Consider the following 25,942-nt stretch of genomic DNA (forward strand, 5'->3'; position numbering starts at 1 on the left):
CGCGCCGACGATTCGTTCACGCGATCCTCCGCTCTGGATGGAGCGCGCGAAACGATCGAGCTCCAACCAGGCGGCAGGAATTGCATTTGAAGCGATGCTGCGGTTCTCTCAACCGTAGGGATACATGCCTTTCTTCACTTTTTCGAGCGATTCCAGCATGTGAGTATGCTTTTCCTCGTCTTCCAGCAGAAAACCTAAAAGATACTGTTGAACGACCATCTTGGAATCTTTCAATGCGTCGAGGGATTCTTTGGCGAGTTGGATGGTCTTGTTTTCAATCTCCAGATGCTTATCGATCAAACTCCACACGTCCGCCATATCTTCGGGGGTGAGGGATATCGCTTTTTTCTTTAGGCTATCGGCGATCAATTCTTGAATACGATAGTGCATTTGCGAGTCGCGCTGGATGATTTCCATTATCAGGCGGATAACGGGATTGGATGTTTTTTCGATAATTTTGCCGGTGGAGACGACGGAAGCGTTCTCGACCTTTTGCCAATTTTCCATATTTTCTACGAGTTTTTCCATGATTTCTTTTTTCTTCATAGCGTTTTCCTCCCCTTATTTGTTGAAGTGGAGCGATTATAAATGAATAGATCGCCGGTTTGAATCCTGGTTGGCCAAATGGACAAGCTATTCGGGCGGCGGCGCTCGCGTGGCGAAAAGATGGCCGCGGGATTATAATCGGTAAAGAGTAGAATCTTGTTCGAGGCGTTGTTCCGATGGCAATAGATAGTTCTCTTAAAGGGAAAGTGTTTTTGGTAGGCGCGGGGCCGGGCGATCCCGGCTTGATTACCGTGCGCGGGCGCGATCTTATCCAACGCGCCGACGCGATCGTTTACGATCATCTGGCGGCCCCGGAATTGTTGGATTATGCGCCGGCGAAGGCGCGCCGCCTCTATGTGGGCAAAAAAGCGGGAAAGCATACGGCGAGCCAAGACGAGATCAACGAGATTTTGGTTCGCGAAGCCAAGGCGGGGAACGCCGTGGTGCGTCTGAAGGGGGGAGACCCTTTTGTCTTCGGACGGGGAGCGGAAGAATGCGTCTATCTGCGCCAATGCGGGGTGGAGTTCGAAGTCGTTCCCGGCGTTTCGGCGGCGGCCGCCGTCCCGGCTTATGCGGGGATTCCCGTCACTTGCCGCGATCTTAGCGTTTCCTTTACGGCCATAACGGGTCATGAATGCGAATCCAAGGGCGGCGCCCAAGTCGATTGGGCCGACGTAGCCCGGTTGAAGGGCGCAATCGTGATTTTTATGGGCGTATTGAATCTGCGCAAAATCGCGGCGGAACTCGTTCGAGGCGGCAAGCCCGCTTCTACGCCCGCCGCCGTCATCCGTTGGGGAACCTGCACCTATCAAAAGACGGTGACGGGGACGCTGGAGACCATCGCCGATCGCGTGGAGCGGGCCGGTCTGCGTCCCCCCGCATTGGTTGTCGTCGGCGAAGTAGTGCGAATGCGGGAGACGTTGAATTGGTTTGAAACCCGGCCCTTGTTCGGACGCGTTATTCTGCTGCCGCGCGCCCGCTCCCAAAAATCGCGGCTGGCGGCGTTGCTCGCCGAGATGGGCGCGGAAGTTTTGGAATTGCCCGCCGCCGCACACGAACTCATTCCGCTGCCGGACCGGCTGGAGGAGATGGCGCGCCAGGCGTTGGATTTCGATTGGATCCTTTTTCCCGGCGCGGAGAGCGTAAAGTCCTTCTTCACCGCGTTGGACGGGATTGGGCGGGATGCGCGCAGCCTGGCGCGGCTGCGGATCGGGGCGCTGGGCGAAGAGACGGCGGAGGCGCTGCGCAGTTTCGGCGTCCGGGCGGATTTTCTGCCCAGCCGTTTTTGTTCCGCTGCCGTCGTCGAGGAACTGTCCCGCCAATTTCCTTTGGATGGAATGCGGATGCTTCTTCCATACGAGGGAGAAACGCCGGAAGGATTGGCTCATGCGCTGCTAGCGGCGGGGTGTCGCGTAGAACGCGTCTTTGTCAGTGTCCATTCCCAACCCGAAACCGGCGCGGCGTTGAATGGAAGGAAAATCGATCTGGCGGCGTTTACTTGCTCCGCCGCCGTAAAGGCTTTCGCGGCCCGTTTGGGAGTGGAAGAGGCGAGGCGCCTCGCAGAACGGACGCTCTTTGCTTCCATCGGTCCGCAAACTACGATGGCTTTGCGATCGTTCGGCCTGCCCGCGAATATCCAGGCGGATCCTTCCGGTCTCCCGGAACTGGCGAATGCCATCGCCGCTTATTATACCAATGATGCGGATAAGGATTGAGGGAATGATAAATGATGAATGGGCGGGTGGCAAAAGCAAGGTTGTTTCTGCCCTTGCATCCTTTTAGAGATTATGGCGATGCTCGCATCGCTCGATCCACCCTGCAATCTATTCACTTTTTACTCGTCGCTGCTTTTCGCGAAACGGCGCATTCCTTCTTCCGCTAGAGACCGAATTTCGGGATGGAGGGATTGGAGATATGGGCGAATGCGTTCTGCGGCTTGCGCGGCGAAGGACGAGTGGATCGGTCCGATGCGGTTGACGGCCCATAACGCGCCCAGAATCGCGAAATTTTCTTTTACGGAATTTTCTTCTTCCAGTTCCAAAACGCCGAGGAGCGGCGCGAGAAATTCCGGCAGCGCCTCATGATTCTCCGCCAGAATAGCGCCAAGGGCTTGAGGCGCCATCCATGCGATGTTGCCCGATTCGTCGTTGAGCGCCCATAAAAGCCTGCGGCAGAAATCCCGCACGTACGCCGGATCCTTTTTCACCCAAACGGAAGCGGCGGCCGCCAAGGCTTCCACTGCGCGCCAGCGAATTTCCTTGTCGGCGTCGAATGTCCGGGCGAATAATAGGCTTAGTATGGTTTTTCGTTTTTCCGCCAGCCGCCGAATGCCGTCCCAATCGCATCCTGCCAAGCAGTCGAGAATTTCGCGTTTCATTGAGAAAAAGCCTCGTTTGTTATTCCGTCTCGATTGATTTTAGCGCGAACCCAGCGTATAATTTATCTATCTTCCCCGTTTTAGGAAATGGAATAAAAAAGCTGTTAACCGAAATCCGCGTTTATCTTCTTTATCGATTCGCCTCAAATTTTAAGATTTTATTGGCGAAATCTCGGAATAGCCCCGTTGATTCCAGGATTTTCGCCGTATGCCTTGACTTGGTGAATTAATTATATTAGCTTGAGCGTAGTTTGCGATAATTTTTTTATGCGATCCAGGGTTTCCGCACGCGATGCTGGAACCTATTAATGAACGCGAATGGGATTTTTTTCCCAACCGGTAACTAAGTCCGGCCTAATTCTATTCTCTTGTTATAACTATGCGCGTTGATTTATCCCCAAGCGAGGGCGTACGGCATAATACCGTATGCCAGACGGAGGAAGGTACGCTTCCTTGGGACGGCATTTGCCGATAAATAGCGAATGAGCCTAGATTATTGATGGATTCTTACCGTCGATTTGGACGGAGGAATATCGAATCTATAGATGTCTATCGTCTGGGAAAGGAGGTAGGGCTTACTCGATGCTTGAGTCGATCGACGCGCGAGGAATAAGCGTTGCTTCGATCTCCTAAAACGATTTTCAAATCTGCGCCTGAACCGGCAATCCAAAGAACCGCGAAATGGATGAGAGTTTCGGTCTACGGGGCGGGCTAATTTGACAATCGTTCCAACTTTGAACAAGAACGATCGATGGATGAGGAGGATTAATTTATGCCAAGCTACGTGATTCCAGAGAAATGCGACGGTTGTAAAGCGCTGGATAAAACGGCGTGCCAATACATTTGTCCCAACGATTTGATGGCGCTCAACAAGGACATCATGAAGGCGTACAACCGCGAACCCGAAATGTGCTGGGAGTGCTACAACTGCGTAAAAATCTGTCCCACGCAAGCCGTGGAAATCCGCGGCTACGCAGACTTCGTGCCGCTGGGCGCCAGCGTCACTCCCCTGCGGAGCACCGACTCGATTATGTGGACCGTCAAGTTCCGCAATGGAATGTTGAAGCGGTTCAAGTTCCCCATTCGGACGACGGCGGAAGGTTCGGCCGTTCCCGATGGCGGTTGGAGCACCGGATCGGACGATCTCTCCAGCCCGTGCCTCTTTACCGAACCTGCATCAAGCGGTCTTCCGGCCGTGGTTACCAAGTGAAGGAGGTGATATTGTGGCGAATTTCGAAACAATCGAGGTTACTACCGATCTATTGATTCTTGGCGGCGGAATGGCGGCCTGCGGCGCCGCCGTGGAAGCGGCCTATTGGGCAAAGAAAAATAACGTCAAAGTGACGTTAGTCGATAAAGCGGCGATGGACCGCAGCGGTGCGGTGGCGATGGGACTTTCCGCCATCAACCAATACGTCGGCTTAAAAGACGGCAAGAACACGTTGAAAGATTACGTGGATTACGTTCGCAACGACCTTATGGGCATTACGCGCGAGGATTTAGTCGCTAACATCGCGCGGCACGTGGATTCCACCGTGCACCTTTTCGAAAAATGGGGGCTTCCCATTTGGAAGGACGAAAAGGGCAACTACGTGCATGAAGGCCGATGGCAACTGATGATCAACGGCGAATCCTACAAGGTCGTCGTGGCCGAAGCGGCGAAGAACGCGCTGGGCATGGAAAACATCTACGAGCGCATCTTCATTGTCGGTCCGCTGATGGATGGCAACCGCGTGGCGGGCGCCGTGGGTTTCAGCGTTCGCGAGAATAAATTCTACGTCTTCAAAGCCAAGGCCGTCATCGCGGCGATGGGCGGCGCCGTTCACGTCTTCAAGCCGCGCTCTTCCGGCGAAGGTTTGGGGCGCGCATGGTATCCTCCGTGGAATTCCGGCTCCAGCGCTTACTTCACGATAAAGGCCGGGGCGGAAATGACCTGCCAGGAAGTGCGCTTCATTCCTGTTCGCTTCAAAGACGCTTACGGTCCCGTCGGCGCGTGGTTCCTGCTTTTTAAATCGCGGGCGACCAACGCTTTCGGCGAAGAATATATGGTCACGCGCAAAACCGAATTGGACAATTGGGTTCCTTACGGCCATGTCAAACCTATTCCCGCCAATCTACGCAACTGGCTGGGCATGATGGATGTCATGGAAGGCAAAGGCCCTATCTACATGAGGACGGAAGAGGCCATCAAGAAATTGTCCGAGGCCGAACCGGACGAAAAACTGCGAAAGAAAAAGCTGAAAGATCTCGAATCCGAAGCGTGGGAAGACTTCCTCGACATGACGATTTCCCAGGCTATTCTCTGGGCGGGCACGAATGTGGCGCCGGAAGAGAAACCATCCGAAATCGCCGCCGCCGAACCGTATTTTATCGGTTCCCACTCCGGCGCTTCCGGCGCTTGGGTCAGCGGTCCCGAAGACTTGGCGCCTCCCGAATACTTCTGGGGCTACCCGAATATGTCCACCGTGCAGGGTCTCTTCTGCGCGGGCGATGCTTCGGGAGCTTCCAGCCACAAATTCTCCTCCGGCTCTCACGCCGAGGGGCGCATTTGCGGAAAAGCGGCCGTCAAGTTCTGCGTGGACAACGCGGATCAGCCGAAAATCGACGCTGGAACAATCGAGAAGTTGAAAGCGGGAATTTTGAAGCCTATCGATCTTTACGAAGAGAACAAGAAAGGCTCCAGCGATCCCGACATCAATCCCAACTACATCAAGCCGAAAGCGTTCATGTTCCGTCTCCAGAAGATTATGGACGAATACGCCGGCGGAGTTTCTTCCCAATTCAAGACTAGCAAGCCATTGTTGGAAAAAGGACTGGAACTGCTTGGCTTCCTGAAAGAAGACTCGGAGAAGCTGGCGGCGGAAAACCTGCACGAACTCATGCGCTGTTGGGAAAACGTCCACCGCATGTGGCAGGCGGAATCGCATGTCCGTACGGTCATGTTCCGCGAAGAGACGCGATGGCCGGGTTACTATTACCGCGCCGATCTTCCGAAAATGGACGAAAAGAATTGGAAATGCTTCGCCAACTGCCTGTGGAATCCTGCCACCGGCGAATGGAAGATGATCAAGCGGGAAATTATTCCCATGTATAAGGAAGCGGGAGATTATGAACTGCTCGGAGGTTGATTCGCCGAGCCGTTAGTTTCATCCCTTTCATGAATTTGCCCTCCGGACGTCTCGCAAGAGCATCCGGAGGGATTCCTTCCCTTGACAGGAAGGACGATTGTTGCCGAGAAAATAGATGAATGAGAGAAATTCGAATCTTACTCCGGCTTGCGCCCCTCCTGTTCAGAGCGCAGCGGAGGGTATTTACGCCTGTCCGCATTGCGGCGCCGCGATGCGGAAATGGACGACTCCAGCCGGCTCTAGTTGGGGGGAGAGCGTTCAATACGTCTGCTTCAACGACGAATGCCCTTACTATGCAAGAGGGTGGAATTGGATGCAATCGCAATACAACGTCCGCGCCTCCTACCGCCATCGCTACGATCCCCTCACCGGCGAAAGCGGCCCTGTTCCGGTATGGTCTGAAGACGCTTTGAAAAGTCATATCGCCGCCGAATAATGACGAAAACGAAAACGGAGCGAAGAGAGGAGATAAAAAAAAATTTACAATTATGACGCCGCTCGCCGGCGAGCGGTGGGAAAACAACTTTGGCTTTAGAACGCAAACGATAGATAGTAGAAAACAACATGAATGAAATTGCGCGCCTCAAGGAAACCATCCTGAAAGATTACGACCGTTTAACGGAGAAGGATTCTTTCTGTTTTCATTGTCATAAACAAATCCCCTGTTTCAACAAATGCTGCGCGGATGTGAATATCTTTCTTACGCCCTACGACATCCTGCGCATGAAGCGGCGGTTGGGCGTAAGTTCCGAAGAGTTTTTGGATCATTATACGATTCTGCCCATCGACCGCAACCAAAAATACCCCATTGTCCTCCTTAAAATGCTCGATACGGAAGACGTTCGGTGTCCTTTCGTGAATCCCGCGGGCTGTACGATCTATGAAGACCGTCCATGGGCTTGCCGCATGTACCCCGTCGGCCTGGCTTCTCCCAATGACAACGAATCTCCGGAAGGGAAGTTTTTCTTCCTCTTGGAAGACCCGATTTGCGAGGGTTTCAAGGAAGGCAAAGAGTGGACGATCGGCGAATGGATCGAGGATCAGGGAATCGAAGAGTACAACGAATTGGGCGAACTCTTCAAACCCATCATTCTTCACGAGCGCATGAGAGACGATTCTCCGCTCGATCCCAAGAAAATCGAATTGTTTCATATGGTTTGCTATAACCTCGACGCCTTCCGGCGCTTCGTCTTCGAGAGCCGTTTTTTGCAAATGTTCGAGGTGGACGAGGAAACGCAAAAACGCATCCGGGACGACGATGTCGAATTGATGAAATTCGGATTCGAATGGTTGAAATTCAGCCTCTTCGGCGAGAAGACGATCGCCGTGAAGCCCGAAGTATTGGAAGCGAAGAAAAAGGAACTCGCGGCGGCGAAATCTTCGCCGCTCCAGAAATGACACTCCGAAGGAATGGGAACCAACCAATGACATCCAACGGGAAAAAAATCGTCGTGATCGGCGGCGGAGTGGCGGGAATGACCGCCGCGTTGGAAGCCGCTGAAACGGGATATGACGTGGTTTTGGTGGAGAAAGAAGCTTATCTGGGCGGACGCGCTGCGCGAATGCATCGCTATTTCCCCAAAATGTGCCCTCCCACGTGCGGCATGGAAATCAATTTCAAGCGCCTGCGCAGTAATCCGCGCGTTACGATCTATACTTTGGCGAAAGTGATTCGCGTAACCGGCCAGGCGGGGGATTACGAAGTAACGATCCAAAAAAAGCCGCGCAGAGTAAAGGATAACGCCGTCATTTCCGCCGAGATTCTGGAAAAATTAACCTCGGAGCGGGATAACGATTTCAATATGGGCATGAATAAAACCAAGGCGTTGTACTATCCCCATCCAATGGCGTTTCCGGCGCAGTACGTCCTCGACGCTGAAGCGTTGTCCAAGGAAGACCGGACGTATTTGGAAACGGAATGCGCCAACGCCGTCGATTTTAACGCGGAGCCGGAAGAGATCGCCGTCAAAGCGGGCGCTATCGTCATCGCAACGGGTTGGCGGCCTTACGATGCCCGCAAAATCGAAAACCTGGGATTCGGGCGCTGCGCCAACGTTATCACCAACGTCATGATGGAGCGTCTCGCATCGCCGGAAGGTCCAACGGGGGGCAAACTCGTCCGTCCTTCCGACGGCAAGGAGATCAAGCGCGTCGCGTTCGCCCAATGCGCCGGATCGCGGGACGAAAAGCATCTTCCCTACTGTTCGGCGGTTTGCTGCATGGGATCGCTGAAACAAGCGCGCTACGTATTGGAGCAATCGCCCGAAGCGTCCGTGACGATTTTCTACATCGACATACGCACCATCAGCCGCCATGAGAAATTTTATTACGAGCTGATGGAAGATAAGCGGGTAACGTTCGTAAAAGGCAAAGCGGCGCAGGTGACGGAGAATCCGGCGACCGGCGATCCTATTGTCGAGTTGGAAGACGCCGTCGCCGGGAAGAAGAAGAAAGAAACGTTCGATCTCGTCGTGCTTGCCGCGGGCATGGAGCCGAATACGGCGGCGGAGAAGATTCCATGCGAAGGGATCGTTTACGACGAATACGGATTCGTGGTGCGGGAGGAAGGAGCGAAGGGCATCTTCGCCGCCGGATGCGCGCAACGTCCCGTTGACGTGGCTCGCGCGGCGCGCCAGGCAACCGGCGCGGCTCTGAAAGCTATACAGTGCATGTGAAAAGGAGGCAGGCATGGCAGACAAGATAGGGGTTTATATCTGCGCGGGATGCGGCATCGGCGAAGCCCTGGATCTCGAAGCCTTGTCCAAGGCGGCGGAATCGGAATACAAAGTTCCCGTATGCAAGACGATCGCTTCTTGCCAAAACGGGGGCTTAGACCTTATACGTCAGGATGTCCAAACGGAAGGATTGAATAAAGTCGTGCTGGCGGCATGTTCCTCTCGTCAGAGTTTCGGCGCCGATCCTTTTGGATCTGGAGTGATCGTGGAGCGAGTGAATCTGCGCGAAGGCGTTGTCTGGTGCCAAAAGCCCAACGATGAAGATACGCAAATGATGGCGACGGATTATCTGCGCATGGGAATCGTCAAGGCGCAAAAATCCCAACCTTTGAGTCCCTTTGCGGAGAGCGCTCAAATCGACAAAACCATTCTCGTCGTCGGCGGCGGCGTAACCGGCATGACGGCGGCGTTCGAAGCGGCGGAAACGGGATATTCTGTGATTCTCATCGAAAAGGAAGCCGAACTCGGCGGATGGATGGCGAAATGGCCCAAGGTCGTTCCCACGCGGCCGCCTTTTCTAGAACTAGAAGATTCCAATATTTCCCACCTCATCCAGAAGGTAAAGAATCACCCGAAGATCGTTGTACGAGTCTCCACCGAAATCGATAAAATCTTGGGCGGCCCCGGCCTCTTCGACGTTTCCTTGAAATCGAAGAATGGCGCTCCATTCGATGAGACGCCCATTCGCATCGGCGCGATCGTTCAAGCGACGGGATGGAAGCCCTTGGAACCGGACGGTCTTGAAAATTGGGGCTATAAGAAATACGCCAACGTCATTACCAATGTTCGGATGGAAGAACTGGCGCGGGCGGGAAAAATCTTGCGTCCGTCGGACGGCAAGGAAGTTCGAAAAGCCGCCTTCATTCAATATGAGGGCAATAAAGACGAGTTCTCCTATTCCTCTTCCGTCACTAGTTTGGTTTGTTTGAAACAGGCGCTCTACGTTCGCCGTCAATCGAGCAACGCCAAGGCGTTTATTTTTTACGATCATTTCCGTACGCCGGGCCAGTATGAGGATTTTTACAAACGGACGCAGCAGGATCCGGGTATATTCTTGACCAAGGGCGCCATCCAGTCCGTGTTGGAAAATGCGGACGGCAGTCTTCGGCTCAACGTGCGCAATACGATGCTCGGCGAACAAATTCGCGTCGATGTGGATATCGTCGTTCTGGCGTTGGGTATGGCGCCGGTCTCCGCCGACGGCGAAGCTATCCGCGCCTGGATCGACGCCCAAGCGGCTGTCAAGAAAGCGCTAGATGAGGGCAATAAGCCGCAGCCGGATATCCTAGCCCTTTCGGAAAAACCCAAGCCGGGCGAGCCGATTCTCAATCTCGCTTACCGCCAAGGCCCCGATCTTCCCGCCTTGGAATACGGCTATCCTGATTCGCATTTCATCTGCTTTCCTTACGAAACCCGCCGTACCGGCGTCTACGCCGCCGGATGCGTCCGCAGTCCGATGGATGCGCCTTCCTGCCGCGAAGACGCCGAAGGGGCCGCGTTGAAGGCGATTCAATGCGTGGAAATGACCTCGCGCGGCGAGGCGGTACATCCCCGCTCCGGCGATAGGTCGTATCCCGAATTTTTCCTGCAGCGATGCACCCAATGCAAGCGCTGCACCGAAGAGTGTCCTTTCGGCGTGCTCAACGAAGACGTGAAGGGAACGCCCCTGCCCAACGCCACGCGATGCCGCCGCTGTGGGATATGCATGGGCGCTTGCCCCGAACGCATCGTCAGTTTCAAGGATTATTCCGTGGATATGGTTGCGTCGATGATTAAAGCTGTGGAGATTCCCGACGAATTCGAGGAAAAGCCGCGCGTTTTGATTCTCGCCTGCGAGAACGACGCCATTCCCGCCTTCGATATGGCGGCGCAAAAGCGATTGACGTACAGCCCCCATGTGCGCGTGATTCCGCTGCGCTGCCTGGGATCGACGAATATCGTATGGGTGGCGGACGCGCTGTCGCGGGGCTTCGACGGCATCATTCTCATGGGATGCAAATTCGGCAAAGATTATCAATGCCATTTCATCCGTGGCAGCGAACTCGCCGACCGGCGCGGAGTGAACGTTAAGGAAAAATTAACCCAATTGGCGCTGGAAAACGAGCGGGTGGAACTGCATCAGGTGGAAATTTCCGATTGCGAAAAAATCCCGGTGATCGTCAACCGCTTCATGGAGACGATCGAAGAAGTCGGCCTCAATCCTTTCAAGGGAATGTAAGCCGGAGCCTAGGGATGGAAAAAGAGACGCCGATGGCGTAAACGATAAATCGACGAAATCATCGGGGAGTATTCAGAATGACGACAGCGGCTGAAGAATGCGTTGAAAAAAAAGAATCCTCCGCCGAGGAGAGCGAGGCGGATCTGTATCTATTGGATCCCGACCTGGAGTTCATTGAGGACTTGTCTTCTCACGGCGGCGATACCTTGAAGAAATGCTACCAGTGCGCCACCTGCTCCGCCACGTGCCCCATCTCGCCGGACGAGAGGCCATTTCCGCGCAAGGAAATGGTATGGGCCATGTGGGGGCTGAAAGACCGCCTGGTGAACGATCCCGATATATGGCTGTGCCATCAATGCAACGATTGTTCGGCTATCTGCCCTCGCGGAGAAAATCCCGGCGATATCCTGGCTGCGCTGCGAAAATACTGCTATCGGCATTACGCCTTTCCCCGTTTCTTGGGGAATATGCTTTACGAACCGAAATTTCTTCCGCTGGTCTTCGGATTGCCCGCCGTCATTCTGTTGATCGTCGTGGGCGCCTTTGGAAATTTCTATCCGGAAGGGGAAATCATTTTCAAGCATTTCCTCCCTCATCCTTTTCCTTTGGACTTTCTTTTCGTCCTCGCATCGATGTTCGCCGCCGTTTCGTCCGTCATAAGCGGCATGAATTTTTGGAAGGGATTGCAAACGGGGCCGCGCCCGCCGCGCAGCGACGCCAAAGGCTTCGTTTCCGGATTGATCGGCGCCGCCAAGGAAATCCTCCCTCACAGCCAGTTCAAAGAATGCGAGAAAGCCAATCCGCGCTATATCTCGCATCTTCTAACCTTTTACGGCTTCCTCGCGCTCTTCGTTACGACGACGGCGGTATTCCTCGGCCTTTATTTATTTCATCTGGAAACGCCGCTTTCGCTGGTTCATCCTGTAAAAATTCTCGGCAACCTGGGCGCGTTCGCCTTTCTGGTTGGAACGGGAATGATGCTGTATCTTCGCATTGCTCAGCCGGATCGCGCCGGACGAAGCAACTATAACGATTGGCTGTTTATCGGCCTGATGTTCGGCTTGGCGGCGAGCGGCGTTCTGTCGGAATGTCTGCGTCTGGCCGGTTTGGCGATTCCAGCCTATACGATTTATTTCGTGCATTTGGTTTTGGTTCTCAGCATGATGTTATATTTTCCTTATTCAAAGTTCGCGCACATGCTTTACCGGGCATTGGCGATTATTTATTATCGCGGCTTCGCCGCTGTTGAAATGCTGGACGTTGTTTCGGAAAATAGGGAAGCGCGCTCGGAGGGTGCGTAAATTAGCGGATTCATGGAGAAATGAATGATGAACGGACTGATTTGGTTTATTGGAAGCGTATTGCCTTATGCGGCGTTGTTGGCGCTGACGGTTGGCATTGTTGGACGGGCTATGCGGTGGAAACTCATGCCTAAATCCGTTCATTGGACCTTCTTCCCGCCTCCTCCGACGTTAATGGCTCAAGCGCGGTTTATGGCGGCGGAGATCTTCACGTTTCACGCCGTATGGAAGCGCAACAAAGTCCTTTGGATCGGCGCCTGGACCTTTCACGTCAGCATGGCGATATTGGTCGTTTGGCTGCTGTTGATGCTCTGCGGCGTTTTTCAAGCGTGGCTTTGTTGGTTGGGAGCGATCTTGATGGGCGTTACGTCTGCCTATCTGATCGTTTACCGGTTGGTTAAGCCGGAAGCGCGGGCGTTGTCCACGCCTGTGGAGTTTTTCAATCTCGGCTTCTTTCTTCTTATTGTTTTGGTTTCGGGAGCGATGGTATTTTTTCAACAGCCGTCCCTGGAAGAGATTCGCCGCTATTTGCTGGACATTCTAGCTTTTCGTTCGCCGACGCCGCCGCAGGCGACGCTGTTTTTCCTCTTGTTGTTTCTCGTTGAATTGCTTATAATTTATTTTCCTTTCAGCCGTATGATTCATATGGTGAGCAAGTATTTCGCTTTTCATACGATTAATTGGGGACATTGATTCTCAAATATGGTCTCGAAGTAATCGTAAAGGCGATCGATGGGGCATAAGAAAAAGCGAAGGTGCATCCTAAGAATGAGTATCAGGGAACAATTAAAAAAAAGTGTTTTCTCCCGCATTTCATTGGATAGGATAAAATCGTTCGCCATTCTTTTTTTTCCCATTATTGTTTATCTTATCGTCATTCTGAAATATTCCGATTTCCATAAAAACCATATTTATATTTCATGCTTCTTGATCGTTGCGATTCTATTCTCCGCTATATCGATAGCGTTTTTTAAGTCGTTATATATTGACGTAAACTCCCCCTCTTCGTCTCTCCACGTTTTGGTAGATGATTTTTTTCGTTTTTGCGCGGGGCCGATGCGCGTCGCCATGGGACTCTTGGGCCTTTATTGCGTTGCTTATTCGCCTCGAATCACGGTGATATCGAATAGATTTTTGATAACGGCGGTCTCGGTATTCTTGATTTCCTTTTTTTACGCATTGGGGCAGCATTACGGCGACGAAAGTAAAGATAGACAATGATTTTAAGATTTGGATGATGGCAAGAGATAGTTAATACGCCGATTTTTCCAATAAATACAATGTTGTCGATGAAGCGCTTAGACTCGAGATTTATTATCCTGATTTTCTTAAAGAAGAATAAATATGTTTGAACAATTTCCCAAAAAACGTATCCCCTTGCCGAAAGCCTATGAAGATATATTTTCTGATTATTGGAAAATAAATCGAGGGGGAAAAACATTCGTTTTGTCGCTATCGAAACGAATGGAATCTTGGATGCATAAGCAAGTAGCAAAAGACCTATTAATTGATAAAGGGGAGCAATCAACGTTAGAGATTGGAGCCGGATCGCTTAATCAATTGCAATACGAAGCGGCGGTCGGTCCCTACGATATCGTTGAACCATCCGTACTGGTAGGCGATGAATCGCCTTTATTAAGACGGATCAGAAATACGTATTCGGATATAAGCGAGATCAATCACGCTCAAAAGTACGACAGGATTACGTCTATTGCTTCATTTGAGCATATATGCAATCTACCATCCGTGATAGCCAAAACGGGGATTTTGCTATCCCCCAACGGCGAGTTAAGAGTTGCGATACCAAGTGAAGGCACGCCTTTATGGGCATTAAGTTATAGAATTACAACAGGATTGGAATTCAGGATTAAGTATGGATTGGATTACAGCGTTCTAATGCGTTATGTACATGTTAATACGGCCATTGAGATAGAGGAATTGCTTCGATTTTTCTATGATTGCGTCAAGGTTAAGTTTTTTGGCATAAGCAAATACATTTCATTTTATCAATTTTTTGAGTGCAGATCTCCGGTGATTGAGAATTGCAAAAACTATCTGGATAGAGAATAAGAATTATAGTAGGACGACAATCTCTATCGTTATTCCTCTGTATAATGAATGCATGAACGTTCGCGCATTGTTTTCACTAATAAATAATGCGTTGAAAGATAGGCGTGAAAACTACGTAATTATATTTGTCGATGACGGTTCGACGGATGATGCCTGGGTTGCGTGAAGCGATCTATCAAAAGAGGGATCCAGCTGCAAGGCGATCAAATTAAGCAGGAATTTCGGCAAGGAGTCCGCCCTATTCGCCAGACAGGATCGCGCCGGAGGAGAGGCCGTAATCGTGATGATAACAGCGGGCGGTTGAATCGCCATGCGAAACGAAGACCTGATACATTGGCTGCACGCCGAGGCGTTCGAGCACGTCTTAAGCAACATCGCCATAATCGATCGAGAATTTAAAATCGTCGAAGCCAATCGCCATTTTGAGGAAACCTTCGGACCGTGGCAAGGACGTTTTTGCTTCGATGTTTACAAGCGGCGCAACGATCCCTGCAAAAGTTGTCCGGCCCAGCAGACTTTTATCGACGGCAAAAGCCGCATTCTTAAAGAGACCGGCGTCGACCGGCATGGAAATTTCGCCTATTACGTCGTGCGGACGGAGGCAATCGTCGATCCGTCGGGCGATGTGCTTTACGTGATCGAATTTTCCGAAAACGTTACCGAGTCCAAGGAACTGCAGCGGGCTTACCGCGCTCTTTTCGACCGCGTTCCATGCTACGTGCAGGTTTTGGACCGCGATCTGCGCATCGTGATCGCCAACGAGAAGCAGCGCGAGACGTTCGGCGAAAGCGAAGGCAAGCATTGCTACGAGGTTTACAAGCGGCGCGAAACCCGCTGTCATCCCTGTCCCGCGCTGAAAGCGTTCCAGGACGGCAAAACGCATTCTTCCGAGCAAGCGGGCGTCAATAAGTATGGACAGCCGACCGTTTACGCCGTCACGGCGGCGCCGCTCTCGCGCGGCGATGACGAAGTGGCGCACGTTATCGAGATTTCCATGGATATCACGGACGTGCGGTCGCTGGAACGTCAACTGCGATGCGCCCACGCTTTGGAAGACAGCCTCATCAACAATTCCACCGGCGGCATCATCGCGTTCGATGGCGAGGGGCGGCTTTCGATTTACAATCCCGCCGCCGAAGCGTTGCTGAAACTGCCCGCAGGCGAAGCGATGTGCGGCGGATTGCGCAAAGAAAGTTTTCCCCCGGAGTTTCAGGACGTATTGGCGGGAAAAAGGCCGTCCTGTTATCTCGAGGACGCGATTCTTCTCGCCCGCGATGGGGAGGAGATTCCCGTTCGCCTTCACGGCGTTTCTCTTTTGTGCGACGACGGCTCGCTGGGCTGGGCGGCGTTCATCGAGGACTTGCGGCCCATCAAACGGCTGGAAGCGGAGAAACTGGAAGCCGAGCGGTTGTCGGCGGTAGGTGAGACGGTCGCGGGTTTGGCTCATAGCGTGAAGAATGTGTTGCAGGCGTTGGAAGGCGGAATGTACGCGCTGCGCTCCGGTCTGGAAAAGAAGAACGAAGACCGCCTTCAGCGCGGATGGCAAGTGGTGGAAAAGAATTTCAATAAAGTAACGGGCCTGGTGAAGGATTTTCTCAGCTTTTCCAAAGGCCGGCTGCCGGAAACGAAAATGACGCAACCGAACGATCTGGCGCGAGAGGTTGTAGCGCTCTACCGGGATGTAGCGAAGAAAGTCAACGTTACGCTTACCGCCGATCTGGCGCCCGGTCTTGAACCGGCGCCGCTCGACCCGAATGCGATAGATACATGCCTGACCAATCTTCTCTCCAACGCCATCGACGCCTGCCAGATGAGCGAAAAGGGGCGCGGCGAAGTGACGCTGCGGACGCGGGAGGAAGACGGAACGCTGATTTTCGAAGTTTGCGACGATGGCTGCGGCATGGATTACGACGTGAAGAAGCGGGTCTTCACGACTTTTTTCACGACGAAAGGCGGCGGTGGAACCGGCCTGGGTCTATTGACGACGCGCAAGATCGTGCAGGAACACGGCGGGAAAATCGTTCTGGAATCCCAGCCGGGACAAGGAGCGACGTTTCGCATCGAATTGCCTCGTCGGCGATTGCCGCCGCCCGCGCCGCCGGATATTTTATAGACAATGACGAGTGATATATGACAAGTGACGAGAGAAAATGGCGGGGCTTGCTTCGCTCGACCCACCCTGCGCCGCTGGATTGCATGGGGCAATCATTTATCCCATAAAAGGAGATCATCCTGATGGCCTCACCGGAAGAAAAAACGATTCTCGTAGTGGATGACGAACAGGAGATCGTGGACTTTCTGTCGATGGCTTTGGAGGACGAGGGCTTCCATGTCCTGACTGCGATGGACGGACGGGAGGCGCTGGACCTTGTCGCTCAGCGCAAGCCGGATTTGATTTCGCTCGATCTGGTCATGCCCAAATATCCCGGAGCTCGCATGATTCGGGAATTGAAGAAAAACAAGGATTGGGCCGATATCCCCATTCTCGTCGTTACCGGCCATGCGAGGGACGAACAAGGCAAAGCCGATTTGGAGGAGTTGTCCCTTCTGGTTTCCGGTTCTCATTTGGAGAAGCCGGTCAAGCCGATCGATTACGTCAACGCCGTGCGCCGCCTGTTGGGAATGGAGGTTTGCGGCGAATCGCCAGCCGTTTTAACTTCATCCTCCGTCAAGGAGGAACTGAAGCGTTTAATGGAGCAGGCGGATGACGAGACGTTGAAGAAAGCGCTGGATTTATTAAAGGTAAAGAAAATGCCGTAAAACCCAAACCGCCGCGATGGAGGGAATGGGAATAGAGAGGAATCGCCAATGTCCGATTTATCCGGGAAAAGCATTCTCGTCGTCGAAGACGAAGAAGACGTTTCGCAATTTTTAAAGATGGCCTTGGAAGACGCCGGTTGCCGCGTGCGCGTCGCCGCCGATGGAGGACAGGCTCTCGCCGCTCTGCAGGAAGAACGGCCCGATGCGATTACCCTTGATCTGATTATGCCCAGCAAGACGGGAATCGGCCTATACGGCGATCTGCGCCGCTCCACTTCGGAATACAAAGATATCCCGATCGTCGTTATCACGGGCGTAGACCGCAACACGAAAGGGACGATTAGCTTTAAAGATTTGTTCGATCATAAAAAAAGCGTCGCTAAACCCGACGCCTATCTCGTTAAACCGGTCAACGCCAAAGAACTGATCGAGGCTGTGAAAAGCGCCTTGCCGAAATGATCGAGCGCCGCCAGACTAAGAGGATAGAGGATAAGGCAAAAAGCCTAACAAGCGCAAACTGGCGCAAGCGGCTTGGCGTCATACAATCTATCTATACGCGATTTTTCATTCGATTTTTTTGCCTTGAATTGGGAGAATAGATTATGGCCGAAAAACAGCCATTCGCCAACAACAATGCCGCGCCCCGATATCCCTTCAAAATCGAACATCCCGTTGAAGCCAACCGGCCGGAAACCATGGTCAAAGCCATGAAAGACATTCTCGATACGGATTTCTTGAAACTGCCCGTATCGATTTATCTGGAAACCTGCGCACGGTGCAACAATTGTTCGGAGATGTGCCACGTCTACAAAGCTACTGGCGACATTAACGATCTTCCGGCTTACCGTTCGGAAAAAGTCCGGCGAATTTACCGCCGCTATTTCACGCGGTCGGGGAAACTGTTGAGAAGATTCGCCGGAGCGCCGGATTTGCAGGAAGACGATATCGATAAACTTCTGGAAAGCGTATATCGCTGCACCATGTGCCGCCGCTGCAACCTGGAATGCCCGATGGGCGTCGACAACGCCATGCTTGCGCGCGTGGGGCGTGTAATGCTTTCTTATCTCAACCTGATCCCTAGCAATTTCGAAATTAGCGTCGATTCCCAATTGAAGGGCGAGACGCGCAACACCTCCGCCATTCCCCGCGCCGCCTTCGTGGATACGGTGGAATTTTTAAACGAGGAAATCGTAGAGTTGACGGGCCGCGATATGGGATTTCCCCTGGATAAAGCCGGAGCGGAAATCCTATTCATCGCTCCGGCGAGCGATTACATGATGGAAGCCGACACCCTGATGGGCAACGCCATCGCCATGAACGCGGCGGGAGCGGATTGGACGGTCGGAACGCAATATTACGACGCCATCAATTACGGACTTTTCTATTCCGACGCCAAGCTGGCTGAGATTCTTCGCTGCGTTCACGAAGAAGCCAAGCGCTTGAAAGTGAGGAAAATCGTCGTCGGCGAATGCGGCCATGCGACGAAATCGCTGAAACTCTTCTCCAATATCGTCTGTCCCGATTCTCCCGTGGAAAGCATAGAGAACGTCTTGGAATTCACCTCTCGCGCCATCCGGGAAGGAAAGTTAAAACTCGATCCCAACCGCGTCGTCGAACGAGTTACGTACCATGATCCATGCAACCTGGGCCGCATGGGCGGAGTCATGGAAGAACCAAGAGAAATCATCCGCGCTTGCGCAAAGGATTTCGTCGAGATGACGCCTACTCGCGAAGAGAACTATTGCTGCGGCGGCGGCGGCGGAACCGTGACCGTTTCCGATATGCACGATTTCCGTATGAATACGGCGGGAAAGATGAAAGTCAATCAGATACGCGCCACCGGCGCCCAATTTGTAGCCGCCCCTTGCGCCAACTGCAAGAAGCAAATTCGCGAATTGATCGATTTTCACAAATTGGACGCCACAGTCATCGGCGTGCATGACTTGATCGTCAAGGCGTTAGTGCTGAATGACGCGCCCAAATCGGCGGATTGATATTCGATGGCCAGGTCTCTTTCGCAAATAAATACTATCGGCAAATAGGATGCTGGATGTTTGTTGAAGAGACGCAGGTTGGGTTGCGTTTTCGCCCCATCGTTTATGCGGAAAATAACAAATTGATGGGTCAAACAACGCGACCCATCCTACAATCCAAAAAAAGGGCAGAGCGATGGGTGAACCATCCCGGCGAATCGTGATCGTTGGCGGAGTCGCTTGCGGGCCGAAAGCGGCGGCGCGAGCGCGAAGGCGCGATCCTAATGCGGAAATCATTCTTTTGGAAAAAGGCCGCTTTCTCTCCTACGCCGCCTGCGGCTTGCCCTATTACATTGGCGGAGCGGTTTCCGGCATCGATGGATTGCGCTCTACGCCTTACGGCGCCGTGCGCGATGAGGTCTTTTTCCAAAAAGTGAAAAACATCGATGCGCGTTTGGGCGCCTTGGCGCTTTCCATCGACCGGCGGGAAAAAAAAGTGACGGCGCGCCGCCTGGATTCGGGGACGACGGAAGAGATTCCCTATGACAAGTTGGTTCTGGCGACGGGCGCCGTTCCCGTCATTCCTCTCATCGAAGGCATAAATCGGGAAGGAGTATATTGCCTCCATCATCCCGACGACGCGCTTCAAATCCGGCAGAGGATCGAAGCGGGCGGCGTCGAACGCGCCGTCATCATCGGGGCGGGATTGGTAGGGGTGGAATTGGTGGAATCGTTGTTCAACCATGCGGTAGACGCCGTCGTATTGGAAATGGCGGATCGCGTTCTTCCCTCCTTCTTCGATGCGGAAATGGCGGCTTCTATTCAAGACGAATTGACGCGGGACGGCATAGAAATCCTGACGTCGCAAACGGCGCTTCGCGTGGAAGGGAAGGGAAGAGTCGAAAAAGTTGTTACGATGGATCGGGAAATCGCCGCCGATATGGTTATCGTGGCGGCGGGCGTTCGTCCCAACGTGGAATTGGCGCGCGCGGCGGGATTGTCTCTCGGAGTTACGGGCGCCATCGCCGTCGATGAACGAATGCGAACCAGCGGCGAGGACATCTACGCCGGCGGCGATTGCGTCGAGTGCTTCCACCGCGTATCCGGCCGCCAGGTTTATGCGCCGCTGGGTTCCACGGCCAACCGTCACGGGCGCGTTATAGGGGAAAATATAGCTGGCGGCGACGATGCGTTTCCCGGCGTTGTGGGAACCGTGATTCTCAAAGCGTTGAACATAAACGCCGCTAAAACGGGTTTGACGGAACGCCAGGCTCTCGATCTGGGATATGATATTATAACCACGATCACGCCTTGCCAGGATCACGTTCATTTTTATCCCGGCAATAAAGCTTTTCTACTAAAACTCATCGCCGAACGCGGGACGCGGCGGTTGTTGGGAGCGCAAATCGTTGGCGCCGGCGACGCCGCCAAGCGGATCGATATTCTGGCTACGGCGTTGCAATTCAGCGCAACCTTGGAACAAGCCGCCAATTTGGACCTGGCCTATTCGCCGCCGTTTTCCCATGCGATGGATGGAACGATCCAAGCGGCGAACCACACCCGCAATCGTCTCGACGGCTTGGCGCAAGGATTGACGCCTATAGAGGCGCGGCGGCTATTGGCCGAGGCGGAAGGATTGATTCTTTTAGACGTGCGCGAAGCGGAGGAAATCGACAAGCAGCCGGTAGGCGATGGGCGGGTGAAGCCGATTCCGCAGGGCCAGTTGCGCGAGCGCTCGCCGGAACTGAACAAAGAGGCGACTATTCTTTGTCTTTGCCAGCAAGGGCTGCGCAGTTACGAGGCGGCGGTATGGCTGAAGGCGGCGGGTTTCGATAAAGCCTTCTATCTTGACGGCGGATTGCGCCTATGGCCCTACGTTTCTCGCGATCCGCAGAGCCGGAAAGCGGATTTTCGATAGATAAATTTCTCTCTTTCTCATGGAAACTCCAGCGAACGGATTGACAGAGAAGAGGGGTAAATGGTATGTTATTAGTGAGATAGTTTGAAATGAATTGGCGCAGCCGGACCTCTCCGGAGGCGATGATTGTGAAATGGCTTGTTTCTAATATAGAATGGGTTTTTTCTTAGTATTTCTCGTAGCGCAGGAATTCACGCTGGTTGGAAATGGCGGCGAATTTTCGAAGGATCGCTAATCCGTCCTCTCAATAGCATGAATGAAACGATGGCTTACGGTTATAGATGTTACAAGACCGGGCGGTCTTTCTTATAAACTGCGGATGATTTGCGAAAATCCAACCCATGAGAATCGATCAGGATTGGCGAATCTGCCCCATATTCCTGTTTAACTTTGTTGTAAAAGGCGGTCGCTATGGCGAAAGTTGTTAAGAAAGAAAAAAAGAAACTAGGTTCCGGCGGCTTCAGCGCGCAAACCACCGGTAAAATTACTTCCAATCTTCGGCCCAAATACGTTCCTAAAACGCCTCCCTGCATGGAGGGTTGTCCCAATAATACGAGTATCCGCGATATTTTGACCACGCTCGCGCAAGCGGAAAAGAAAGGGATCAGCGTGGAGGAGTCGTACCGGAAAGCTTGGGATATTCTCTTGGAAAAAAATCCCTTTCCCGCCGTATGCGGCCGGGTTTGCCCTCATCCTTGCGAATCGGAATGCAACCGCAATCACAAGGATGGCGCCGTCGGCATAAATAATATTGAACGCTTCCTCGGCGATTGGGCGCTTATAAATAATTTGAAGCCCAAGAAACTGACGGAAGAAACTTACTACGAAAAAATCGCCGTAGTCGGCGCCGGACCGGCGGGACTTTCTTGCGCCTATCAACTCGCGCGCCGGGGCTATTCCGTAACGGTATTCGAAGCATTTCCCAAAGCGGGCGGCATGTTGCGTTACGGCATTCCCGAATACCGGCTGCCCCGCGAGGTCCTCGACGAGGAAATCAATCGCATCCTGGAGATGGGCGTCGAGTTGAAATGCGATACGGCCATTGGCCGCGACATTCCTTACGAAGATTTAAAGAAAAACTACAGCGTTATCTTCGTCGGCATCGGGGCGCATAAGGGACTTCCCTTGCGCATTCCCGGCGAAGACGCTTCCAACGTCCTAACCGGCGCCGAGTTTCTGCATCGGGTGAACGCCAAAGAGCCGATCGACGTGGGCAAAAAGGTGATCGTCATCGGCGGCGGCGACAGCGCCATCGACGCCGCCCGCGTCTCTTTGCGCCTGGGCGCCGAACCTGTCATCCTTTATCGCCGCACTATCAACGAAATGCCAGCCATTGAGCATGAAATCAAGGAAGCCCAACTTGAAGGCATCAAGATGGAATTTCTCGCCGCGCCGGTGGAAATGATCGCCGGCGAGAATGGACGCGCCGTGGGGATGAAATGCATCCGCATGGAGTTGGGCGAACCCGACGCTTCGGGACGCCGCCGTCCCGTTCCCATTGCTGGCAGCGAATTCGCGGTGGAGGCGGATACGGTCATTTCCGCTATCAGCCAGGAACCGGACTTTACCGGTTTTGAAAATCTGCGCGAAGGGCGGGATTGGATCAAGGCGGACGAACATGGCGTCACCAAGGAAGAAAACGTCTTCGCCGGAGGCGACGCTATTGCGCTGGGATTGGCGACGATCGCCATCCATCACGGACGCCGGGCGGCGGAGTTGATTCATTGCAACCTGCGCGGGATAACGCCCGAACCGGAATTGAAACTGCCCATCATCACTCACGATAAGATGAAACTCGATTTTTACGAGCCGAAGGAGCGGCATGAAGGTTCTTCCCTTGCGCCCGAAGAACGCATGAAGAATCCGTGGGTGGAAGTGGAAAAAGGCCTAACGCAAGAAGAAACTCTCGCCGAAGCCATGCGCTGTATGAGCTGCGCGTCCTGCTTCGATTGCGGAACTTGTTGGAAATTCTGTCAAGACAACGCCATCGTCAAGCCCTTGGAACCGTTCGGCGTTTATAAATTTAAAATGGAATTTTGCCAGGGCTGCAAGAAGTGCGCCGAAGAATGTCCATGCGGTTATATTGAGATGGAATGACCAGGACGGCGGCGGCAGGGATGGAAACGATTAATTAACTATTGAGGCTCTTGCAAAAATGATAAGGTCCGCTTTTTTAATTCTCCCCCCATGCTTGGGGGGAGTTTAGAGGGGGGTTGATTTTATTAGACGTAAAACAACCCCCTCCTAGCCTCCCCCAGGCTTGAGGGAGGAATAATGGAATTTTGCAAGAGGCTCTATTTGTAGTATGTTTCGAGTGAATTGATTGCGTTTTCGCATCGAATGGAATTTGCATAAAGGGGAGTAGGATTAAGGAGAAAATTCCGTTTCGCAGAGATCGAAGCGGCGGATGATTTCTTCTTTTCCTCCAGCGTTGGTTGCGCGGAATGGGATGGCGCATCGTTCTAATTCTGCGCATTAACCTTCCCTAAGACAATTGTAACGACGAAATCATAATGACGGATCATACCGCCTAAACTCAGCAAGGGAGGTTAGCAAGAATATGGCGAACGGACAAACGCCCAAATTGGACAAACTGGACAAGGGACCTTGGCCCAGTTTCGTTCGGGAAATCAAACGGGCGGCTGAGAAGAGTCCTATGAGCAAGGACCTTCTCGGTCTGCTCGAACTCTCTTATACGGAGAAAATCGGGCACTGGAAGCATGGTGGAATCGTCGGCGTTTTGGGATACGGCGGCGGCGTCATCGGACGTTATACGGATGTTCCGGATAAATTTCCCAATGTGGAACATTTCCATACCATGCGCATCAATATGCCTACGGGTTGGTTTTACACCTCGAAGGCGCTGCGAACCATCTGCGACATCTGGGAAAAGCATGGTTCGGGCTTGACGAACATGCACGGCTCCACCGGCGATATCGTTCTTCTCGGAACTCGGACGGAAGAACTGGAGCCGATCTTTTCGGAATTGACCAAAGAAGGCTTCGACCTGGGCGGTTCCGGCTCCGACGTGCGTACGCCCAGCGCCTGCGTAGGACCTGCGCGTTGCGAATGGGCTTGCTACGATACCCTCGCCCTGTGCTACGACCTCACGATGACGTACCAGGACGAGCTGCACCGGCCCGCTTTCCCCTACAAGTTCAAATTCAAATGCGCGGGCTGCCCCAACGACTGCGTCGCTTCCGTAGCGCGGGCCGATATGTCGATCATCGGCACCTGGAGGGACGACATCCAGGTCGATCAATCCGCCGTCAAGGAATACTCCGATAAAGGCTTGAATATTCAGAAAGATGTTTGCGGCAACTGCCCCGCCAAGTGCATGGATTGGGACGGCCAAAAACTGGATATCGACAATCGCTCCTGCACGAGATGCATGCACTGCATCAACGCCATGCCCAAAGCTTTGCGGCCCGGCAAAGATCGCGGCGCCTGCATTATGCTCGGATCGAAGGCGCCGATCGTCGAAGGCGCGCAACTTTCCTCCGTACTCATCCCCTTCATGAAAATGGAGCCTCCCTACCAGGAACTCAAAGACCTTTGCGAGAAGATTTGGGACCTCTGGTGCGAAGAAGGAAAATCGCGCGAACGCGTTGGCGAGTTCATTAAGCGCGTCGGAATGGGGAACTTCCTCGAAGCGATCGATATCGAGCCTAGCCCCTATCAAGTAGCGTATCCGCGAGACAATCCGTACATCTTCTATGAAGAGTACTTCGAAGAAGGCGACGACGAAGAGGAAGCAGGCGAAGAATAATTCGCCGCAACGGCATCGATGGGAATCGAGCTCGAAAATACTTAGGAGGAATATAACTGATGTCCCAAACGGAACGAATTACCGACATCGGCCCGCCCAAATACGATCAATTTCTTCCCCCCGTTATTAAGAAGAATTATGGGAAGTGGCGTTATCATGAAATTTTGAAGCCTGGCGTCATGGTTCATGTGGCGGAGTCCGGCGATAAAATCTATACCGTGCGCTGCGGCTCTCCGCGCTTGCTCAGCATTTATACGATCCGGGATTTCTGCGATCTCGCGGATAAATATTGCGACGGCCATCTGCGCTTCACCAGCCGCAACAACGTGGAGTTTTTGCTGACGGACGAATCGAAAATCGATTCGTTGATCGCGGATGCGAAAGCATTAGGCTTCCCTGTCGGCGGCATTGGCAACACGATTTCCAATATCGTGCATACTCAAGGCTGGGTGCATTGCCATTCCGCCGCCACGGATGCGTCCGGCATCGTCAAGAACGTTATGGACGCCATGTGCAAACATTTCGAAGCGTTGAAACTCCCTGGCAAGCTGCGCATCGCCTTGGCCTGCTGCCTCAATATGTGCGGCGCCGTCCATTGCTCGGACATCGCCATTCTCGGCGTTCACCGCCGCCCGCCGAAAATCAATAACGAGCGGCTGCCGCAGATTTGCGAAATTCCCAGCGTTGTCGCGTCATGTCCCACGGCGGCTATCCGCCCGGCTGTCATCGACGGCAAAAAGTCCGTCGAAGTGGACGAAGACCGGTGCATGTTCTGCGCGAACTGCTTCACGGTCTGCCCCGCCATGACGTTGAACGATCCCCTCAACGACGGCGTCTCCATCTGGGTTGGCGGCAAAGTATCCAATGCTCGCCACGAACCGATGTTCTCCAAACTGGCGGTTCCGTTCCTTCCCAACAATCCGCCCAACTGGCCGGAAGTCGTGGAAGCGGTTTCGAAGATCGTAGATGTCTGGGCGGCCAACGCCCGCAAATTCGAGCGCATGGGCGAGTGGATCGAACGAATCGGTTGGCCCCGGTTCTTCGAATTGACCGGCTTCGAGTTCCGCAAAGAGCATATCGACGACTTCAAGTACGCCGGTCTCTCTTACAAGCGGTCCGCTCACTTGCGCTTCTAGGAGAGGTGACG

General features: G+C 53.2%; 21 protein-coding genes. 19 read left to right on the forward strand and 2 right to left on the reverse strand.

The features are described 5' to 3' along the window. Positions 1 to 108: 108 nt before the first annotated feature. Positions 109 to 546, reverse strand: a complete 438-nt coding sequence (locus AB1656_06615; GenBank protein ID MEW6235041.1) for a hypothetical protein — start codon at positions 544 to 546, stop codon at positions 109 to 111. 176 nt (positions 547 to 722) lie between these two features. On the opposite strand from AB1656_06615, the gene cobA reads away from it, so the two are divergent. Beyond that, on the forward strand, positions 723 to 2,261 hold the full coding sequence (cobA, locus tag AB1656_06620; protein MEW6235042.1) for a uroporphyrinogen-III C-methyltransferase: 1,539 nt from the start codon (positions 723 to 725) through the stop codon (positions 2,259 to 2,261). A gap of 119 nt (positions 2,262 to 2,380) precedes the next feature. On the opposite strand, the gene AB1656_06625 is transcribed toward cobA, so the two are convergent. Further along, positions 2,381 to 2,923, reverse strand: a complete 543-nt coding sequence (locus tag AB1656_06625; GenBank protein MEW6235043.1) for a DVU0298 family protein — start codon at positions 2,921 to 2,923, stop codon at positions 2,381 to 2,383. A gap of 772 nt (positions 2,924 to 3,695) precedes the next feature. Here AB1656_06625 and aprB point away from each other — a divergent pair. From aprB to dsrB, 18 genes are all read left to right on the forward strand, one after another. Then, positions 3,696 to 4,133: an adenylyl-sulfate reductase subunit beta gene (aprB, locus tag AB1656_06630; protein MEW6235044.1), complete on the forward strand. Its 438-nt coding sequence runs from the start codon at positions 3,696 to 3,698 to the stop codon at positions 4,131 to 4,133. Positions 4,134 to 4,146: 13 nt separating this feature from the next. After that, on the forward strand, positions 4,147 to 6,051 hold the full coding sequence (gene aprA, locus AB1656_06635; protein ID MEW6235045.1) for an adenylyl-sulfate reductase subunit alpha: 1,905 nt from the start codon (positions 4,147 to 4,149) through the stop codon (positions 6,049 to 6,051). 115 nt (positions 6,052 to 6,166) lie between these two features. After that, entirely contained in the window at positions 6,167 to 6,487 is a 321-nt protein-coding gene (locus tag AB1656_06640) for an ogr/Delta-like zinc finger family protein (GenBank protein MEW6235046.1), read from the forward strand. A gap of 128 nt (positions 6,488 to 6,615) precedes the next feature. After that, the gene (locus AB1656_06645; GenBank protein ID MEW6235047.1) at positions 6,616 to 7,449 is read left to right on the forward strand and encodes a YkgJ family cysteine cluster protein; all 834 of its coding nucleotides are present in this window, start codon (positions 6,616 to 6,618) and stop codon (positions 7,447 to 7,449) included. Between the two features lie 26 nt (positions 7,450 to 7,475). Next, positions 7,476 to 8,726 (forward strand): FAD-dependent oxidoreductase, encoded by a 1,251-nt coding sequence (locus tag AB1656_06650; protein ID MEW6235048.1) that lies wholly within the window; start codon positions 7,476 to 7,478, stop codon positions 8,724 to 8,726. A gap of 13 nt (positions 8,727 to 8,739) precedes the next feature. Then, a complete protein-coding gene (locus tag AB1656_06655) occupies positions 8,740 to 11,004 on the forward strand; it encodes an FAD-dependent oxidoreductase (protein ID MEW6235049.1) in 2,265 nt (754 codons plus the stop codon). A 77-nt stretch (positions 11,005 to 11,081) separates the two neighbouring features. Further along, the gene (gene qmoC / locus AB1656_06660; GenBank protein MEW6235050.1) at positions 11,082 to 12,305 is read left to right on the forward strand and encodes a quinone-interacting membrane-bound oxidoreductase complex subunit QmoC; all 1,224 of its coding nucleotides are present in this window, start codon (positions 11,082 to 11,084) and stop codon (positions 12,303 to 12,305) included. A gap of 24 nt (positions 12,306 to 12,329) precedes the next feature. After that, positions 12,330 to 12,998 carry a hypothetical protein gene (locus AB1656_06665; protein ID MEW6235051.1) on the forward strand — a complete coding sequence of 223 codons (669 nt, stop codon included), beginning with the start codon at positions 12,330 to 12,332 and terminating at the stop codon, positions 12,996 to 12,998. A gap of 651 nt (positions 12,999 to 13,649) precedes the next feature. Then, on the forward strand, positions 13,650 to 14,375 hold the full coding sequence (locus AB1656_06670) for a class I SAM-dependent methyltransferase (protein MEW6235052.1): 726 nt from the start codon (positions 13,650 to 13,652) through the stop codon (positions 14,373 to 14,375). Continuing rightward, positions 14,341 to 14,541 (forward strand): glycosyltransferase, encoded by a 201-nt coding sequence (locus AB1656_06675; GenBank protein ID MEW6235053.1) that lies wholly within the window; start codon positions 14,341 to 14,343, stop codon positions 14,539 to 14,541. Before AB1656_06670 ends, AB1656_06675 begins: the two co-directional genes overlap by 35 nt. Positions 14,542 to 14,685: 144 nt before the next feature. Continuing rightward, positions 14,686 to 16,488, forward strand: coding sequence for an ATP-binding protein (locus AB1656_06680; protein ID MEW6235054.1), 1,803 nt, complete (start codon positions 14,686 to 14,688; stop codon positions 16,486 to 16,488). A 122-nt stretch (positions 16,489 to 16,610) separates the two neighbouring features. Continuing rightward, the gene (locus AB1656_06685) at positions 16,611 to 17,135 is read left to right on the forward strand and encodes a response regulator (GenBank protein MEW6235055.1); all 525 of its coding nucleotides are present in this window, start codon (positions 16,611 to 16,613) and stop codon (positions 17,133 to 17,135) included. Positions 17,136 to 17,183: 48 nt separating this feature from the next. Further along, positions 17,184 to 17,594, forward strand: a complete 411-nt coding sequence (locus tag AB1656_06690; GenBank protein MEW6235056.1) for a response regulator — start codon at positions 17,184 to 17,186, stop codon at positions 17,592 to 17,594. Positions 17,595 to 17,737: 143 nt separating this feature from the next. Continuing rightward, positions 17,738 to 19,129: a (Fe-S)-binding protein gene (locus AB1656_06695; protein ID MEW6235057.1), complete on the forward strand. Its 1,392-nt coding sequence runs from the start codon at positions 17,738 to 17,740 to the stop codon at positions 19,127 to 19,129. Between the two features lie 175 nt (positions 19,130 to 19,304). Next, the gene (locus tag AB1656_06700; protein MEW6235058.1) at positions 19,305 to 21,026 is read left to right on the forward strand and encodes an FAD-dependent oxidoreductase; all 1,722 of its coding nucleotides are present in this window, start codon (positions 19,305 to 19,307) and stop codon (positions 21,024 to 21,026) included. Positions 21,027 to 21,437: 411 nt separating this feature from the next. Then, entirely contained in the window at positions 21,438 to 23,123 is a 1,686-nt protein-coding gene (locus AB1656_06705; GenBank protein MEW6235059.1) for an NAD(P)-binding protein, read from the forward strand. A gap of 463 nt (positions 23,124 to 23,586) precedes the next feature. Then, entirely contained in the window at positions 23,587 to 24,795 is a 1,209-nt protein-coding gene (gene dsrA / locus AB1656_06710; protein ID MEW6235060.1) for a dissimilatory-type sulfite reductase subunit alpha, read from the forward strand. Positions 24,796 to 24,854: 59 nt separating this feature from the next. Beyond that, on the forward strand, positions 24,855 to 25,931 hold the full coding sequence (dsrB, locus tag AB1656_06715; GenBank protein ID MEW6235061.1) for a dissimilatory-type sulfite reductase subunit beta: 1,077 nt from the start codon (positions 24,855 to 24,857) through the stop codon (positions 25,929 to 25,931). Positions 25,932 to 25,942 lie beyond the last annotated feature (11 nt).

The organism is Candidatus Omnitrophota bacterium, assembly GCA_040755155.1.
Lineage (GTDB): Bacteria > Hinthialibacterota > Hinthialibacteria > Hinthialibacterales > Hinthialibacteraceae > JBFMBP01.

Bases quoted from the DNA above. Each gene is read 5' to 3' on its own strand.
- AB1656_06625 (MEW6235043.1), bottom strand. From the start codon at position 2,923: ATGAAACGCGAAATTCTCGACTGCTTGGCAGGATGCGATTGGGACGGC.
- aprB (MEW6235044.1), top strand. From the start codon at position 3,696: ATGCCAAGCTACGTGATTCCAGAGAAATGCGACGGTTGTAAAGCGCTG.
- AB1656_06680 (MEW6235054.1), top strand. From the start codon at position 14,686: ATGCGAAACGAAGACCTGATACATTGGCTGCACGCCGAGGCGTTCGAG.
- AB1656_06700 (MEW6235058.1), top strand. From the start codon at position 19,305: ATGGGTGAACCATCCCGGCGAATCGTGATCGTTGGCGGAGTCGCTTGC.
- AB1656_06655 (MEW6235049.1), top strand. From the start codon at position 8,740: ATGGCAGACAAGATAGGGGTTTATATCTGCGCGGGATGCGGCATCGGC.
- dsrB (MEW6235061.1), top strand. From the start codon at position 24,855: ATGTCCCAAACGGAACGAATTACCGACATCGGCCCGCCCAAATACGAT.
- AB1656_06650 (MEW6235048.1), top strand. From the start codon at position 7,476: ATGACATCCAACGGGAAAAAAATCGTCGTGATCGGCGGCGGAGTGGCG.
- dsrA (MEW6235060.1), top strand. From the start codon at position 23,587: ATGGCGAACGGACAAACGCCCAAATTGGACAAACTGGACAAGGGACCT.
- AB1656_06640 (MEW6235046.1), top strand. From the start codon at position 6,167: ATGAATGAGAGAAATTCGAATCTTACTCCGGCTTGCGCCCCTCCTGTT.
- AB1656_06615 (MEW6235041.1), bottom strand. From the start codon at position 546: ATGAAGAAAAAAGAAATCATGGAAAAACTCGTAGAAAATATGGAAAAT.
- AB1656_06670 (MEW6235052.1), top strand. From the start codon at position 13,650: ATGTTTGAACAATTTCCCAAAAAACGTATCCCCTTGCCGAAAGCCTAT.
- AB1656_06685 (MEW6235055.1), top strand. From the start codon at position 16,611: ATGGCCTCACCGGAAGAAAAAACGATTCTCGTAGTGGATGACGAACAG.
- AB1656_06695 (MEW6235057.1), top strand. From the start codon at position 17,738: ATGGCCGAAAAACAGCCATTCGCCAACAACAATGCCGCGCCCCGATAT.
- AB1656_06705 (MEW6235059.1), top strand. From the start codon at position 21,438: ATGGCGAAAGTTGTTAAGAAAGAAAAAAAGAAACTAGGTTCCGGCGGC.
- AB1656_06690 (MEW6235056.1), top strand. From the start codon at position 17,184: ATGTCCGATTTATCCGGGAAAAGCATTCTCGTCGTCGAAGACGAAGAA.
- qmoC (MEW6235050.1), top strand. From the start codon at position 11,082: ATGACGACAGCGGCTGAAGAATGCGTTGAAAAAAAAGAATCCTCCGCC.
- AB1656_06645 (MEW6235047.1), top strand. From the start codon at position 6,616: ATGAATGAAATTGCGCGCCTCAAGGAAACCATCCTGAAAGATTACGAC.
- cobA (MEW6235042.1), top strand. From the start codon at position 723: ATGGCAATAGATAGTTCTCTTAAAGGGAAAGTGTTTTTGGTAGGCGCG.
- AB1656_06665 (MEW6235051.1), top strand. From the start codon at position 12,330: ATGATGAACGGACTGATTTGGTTTATTGGAAGCGTATTGCCTTATGCG.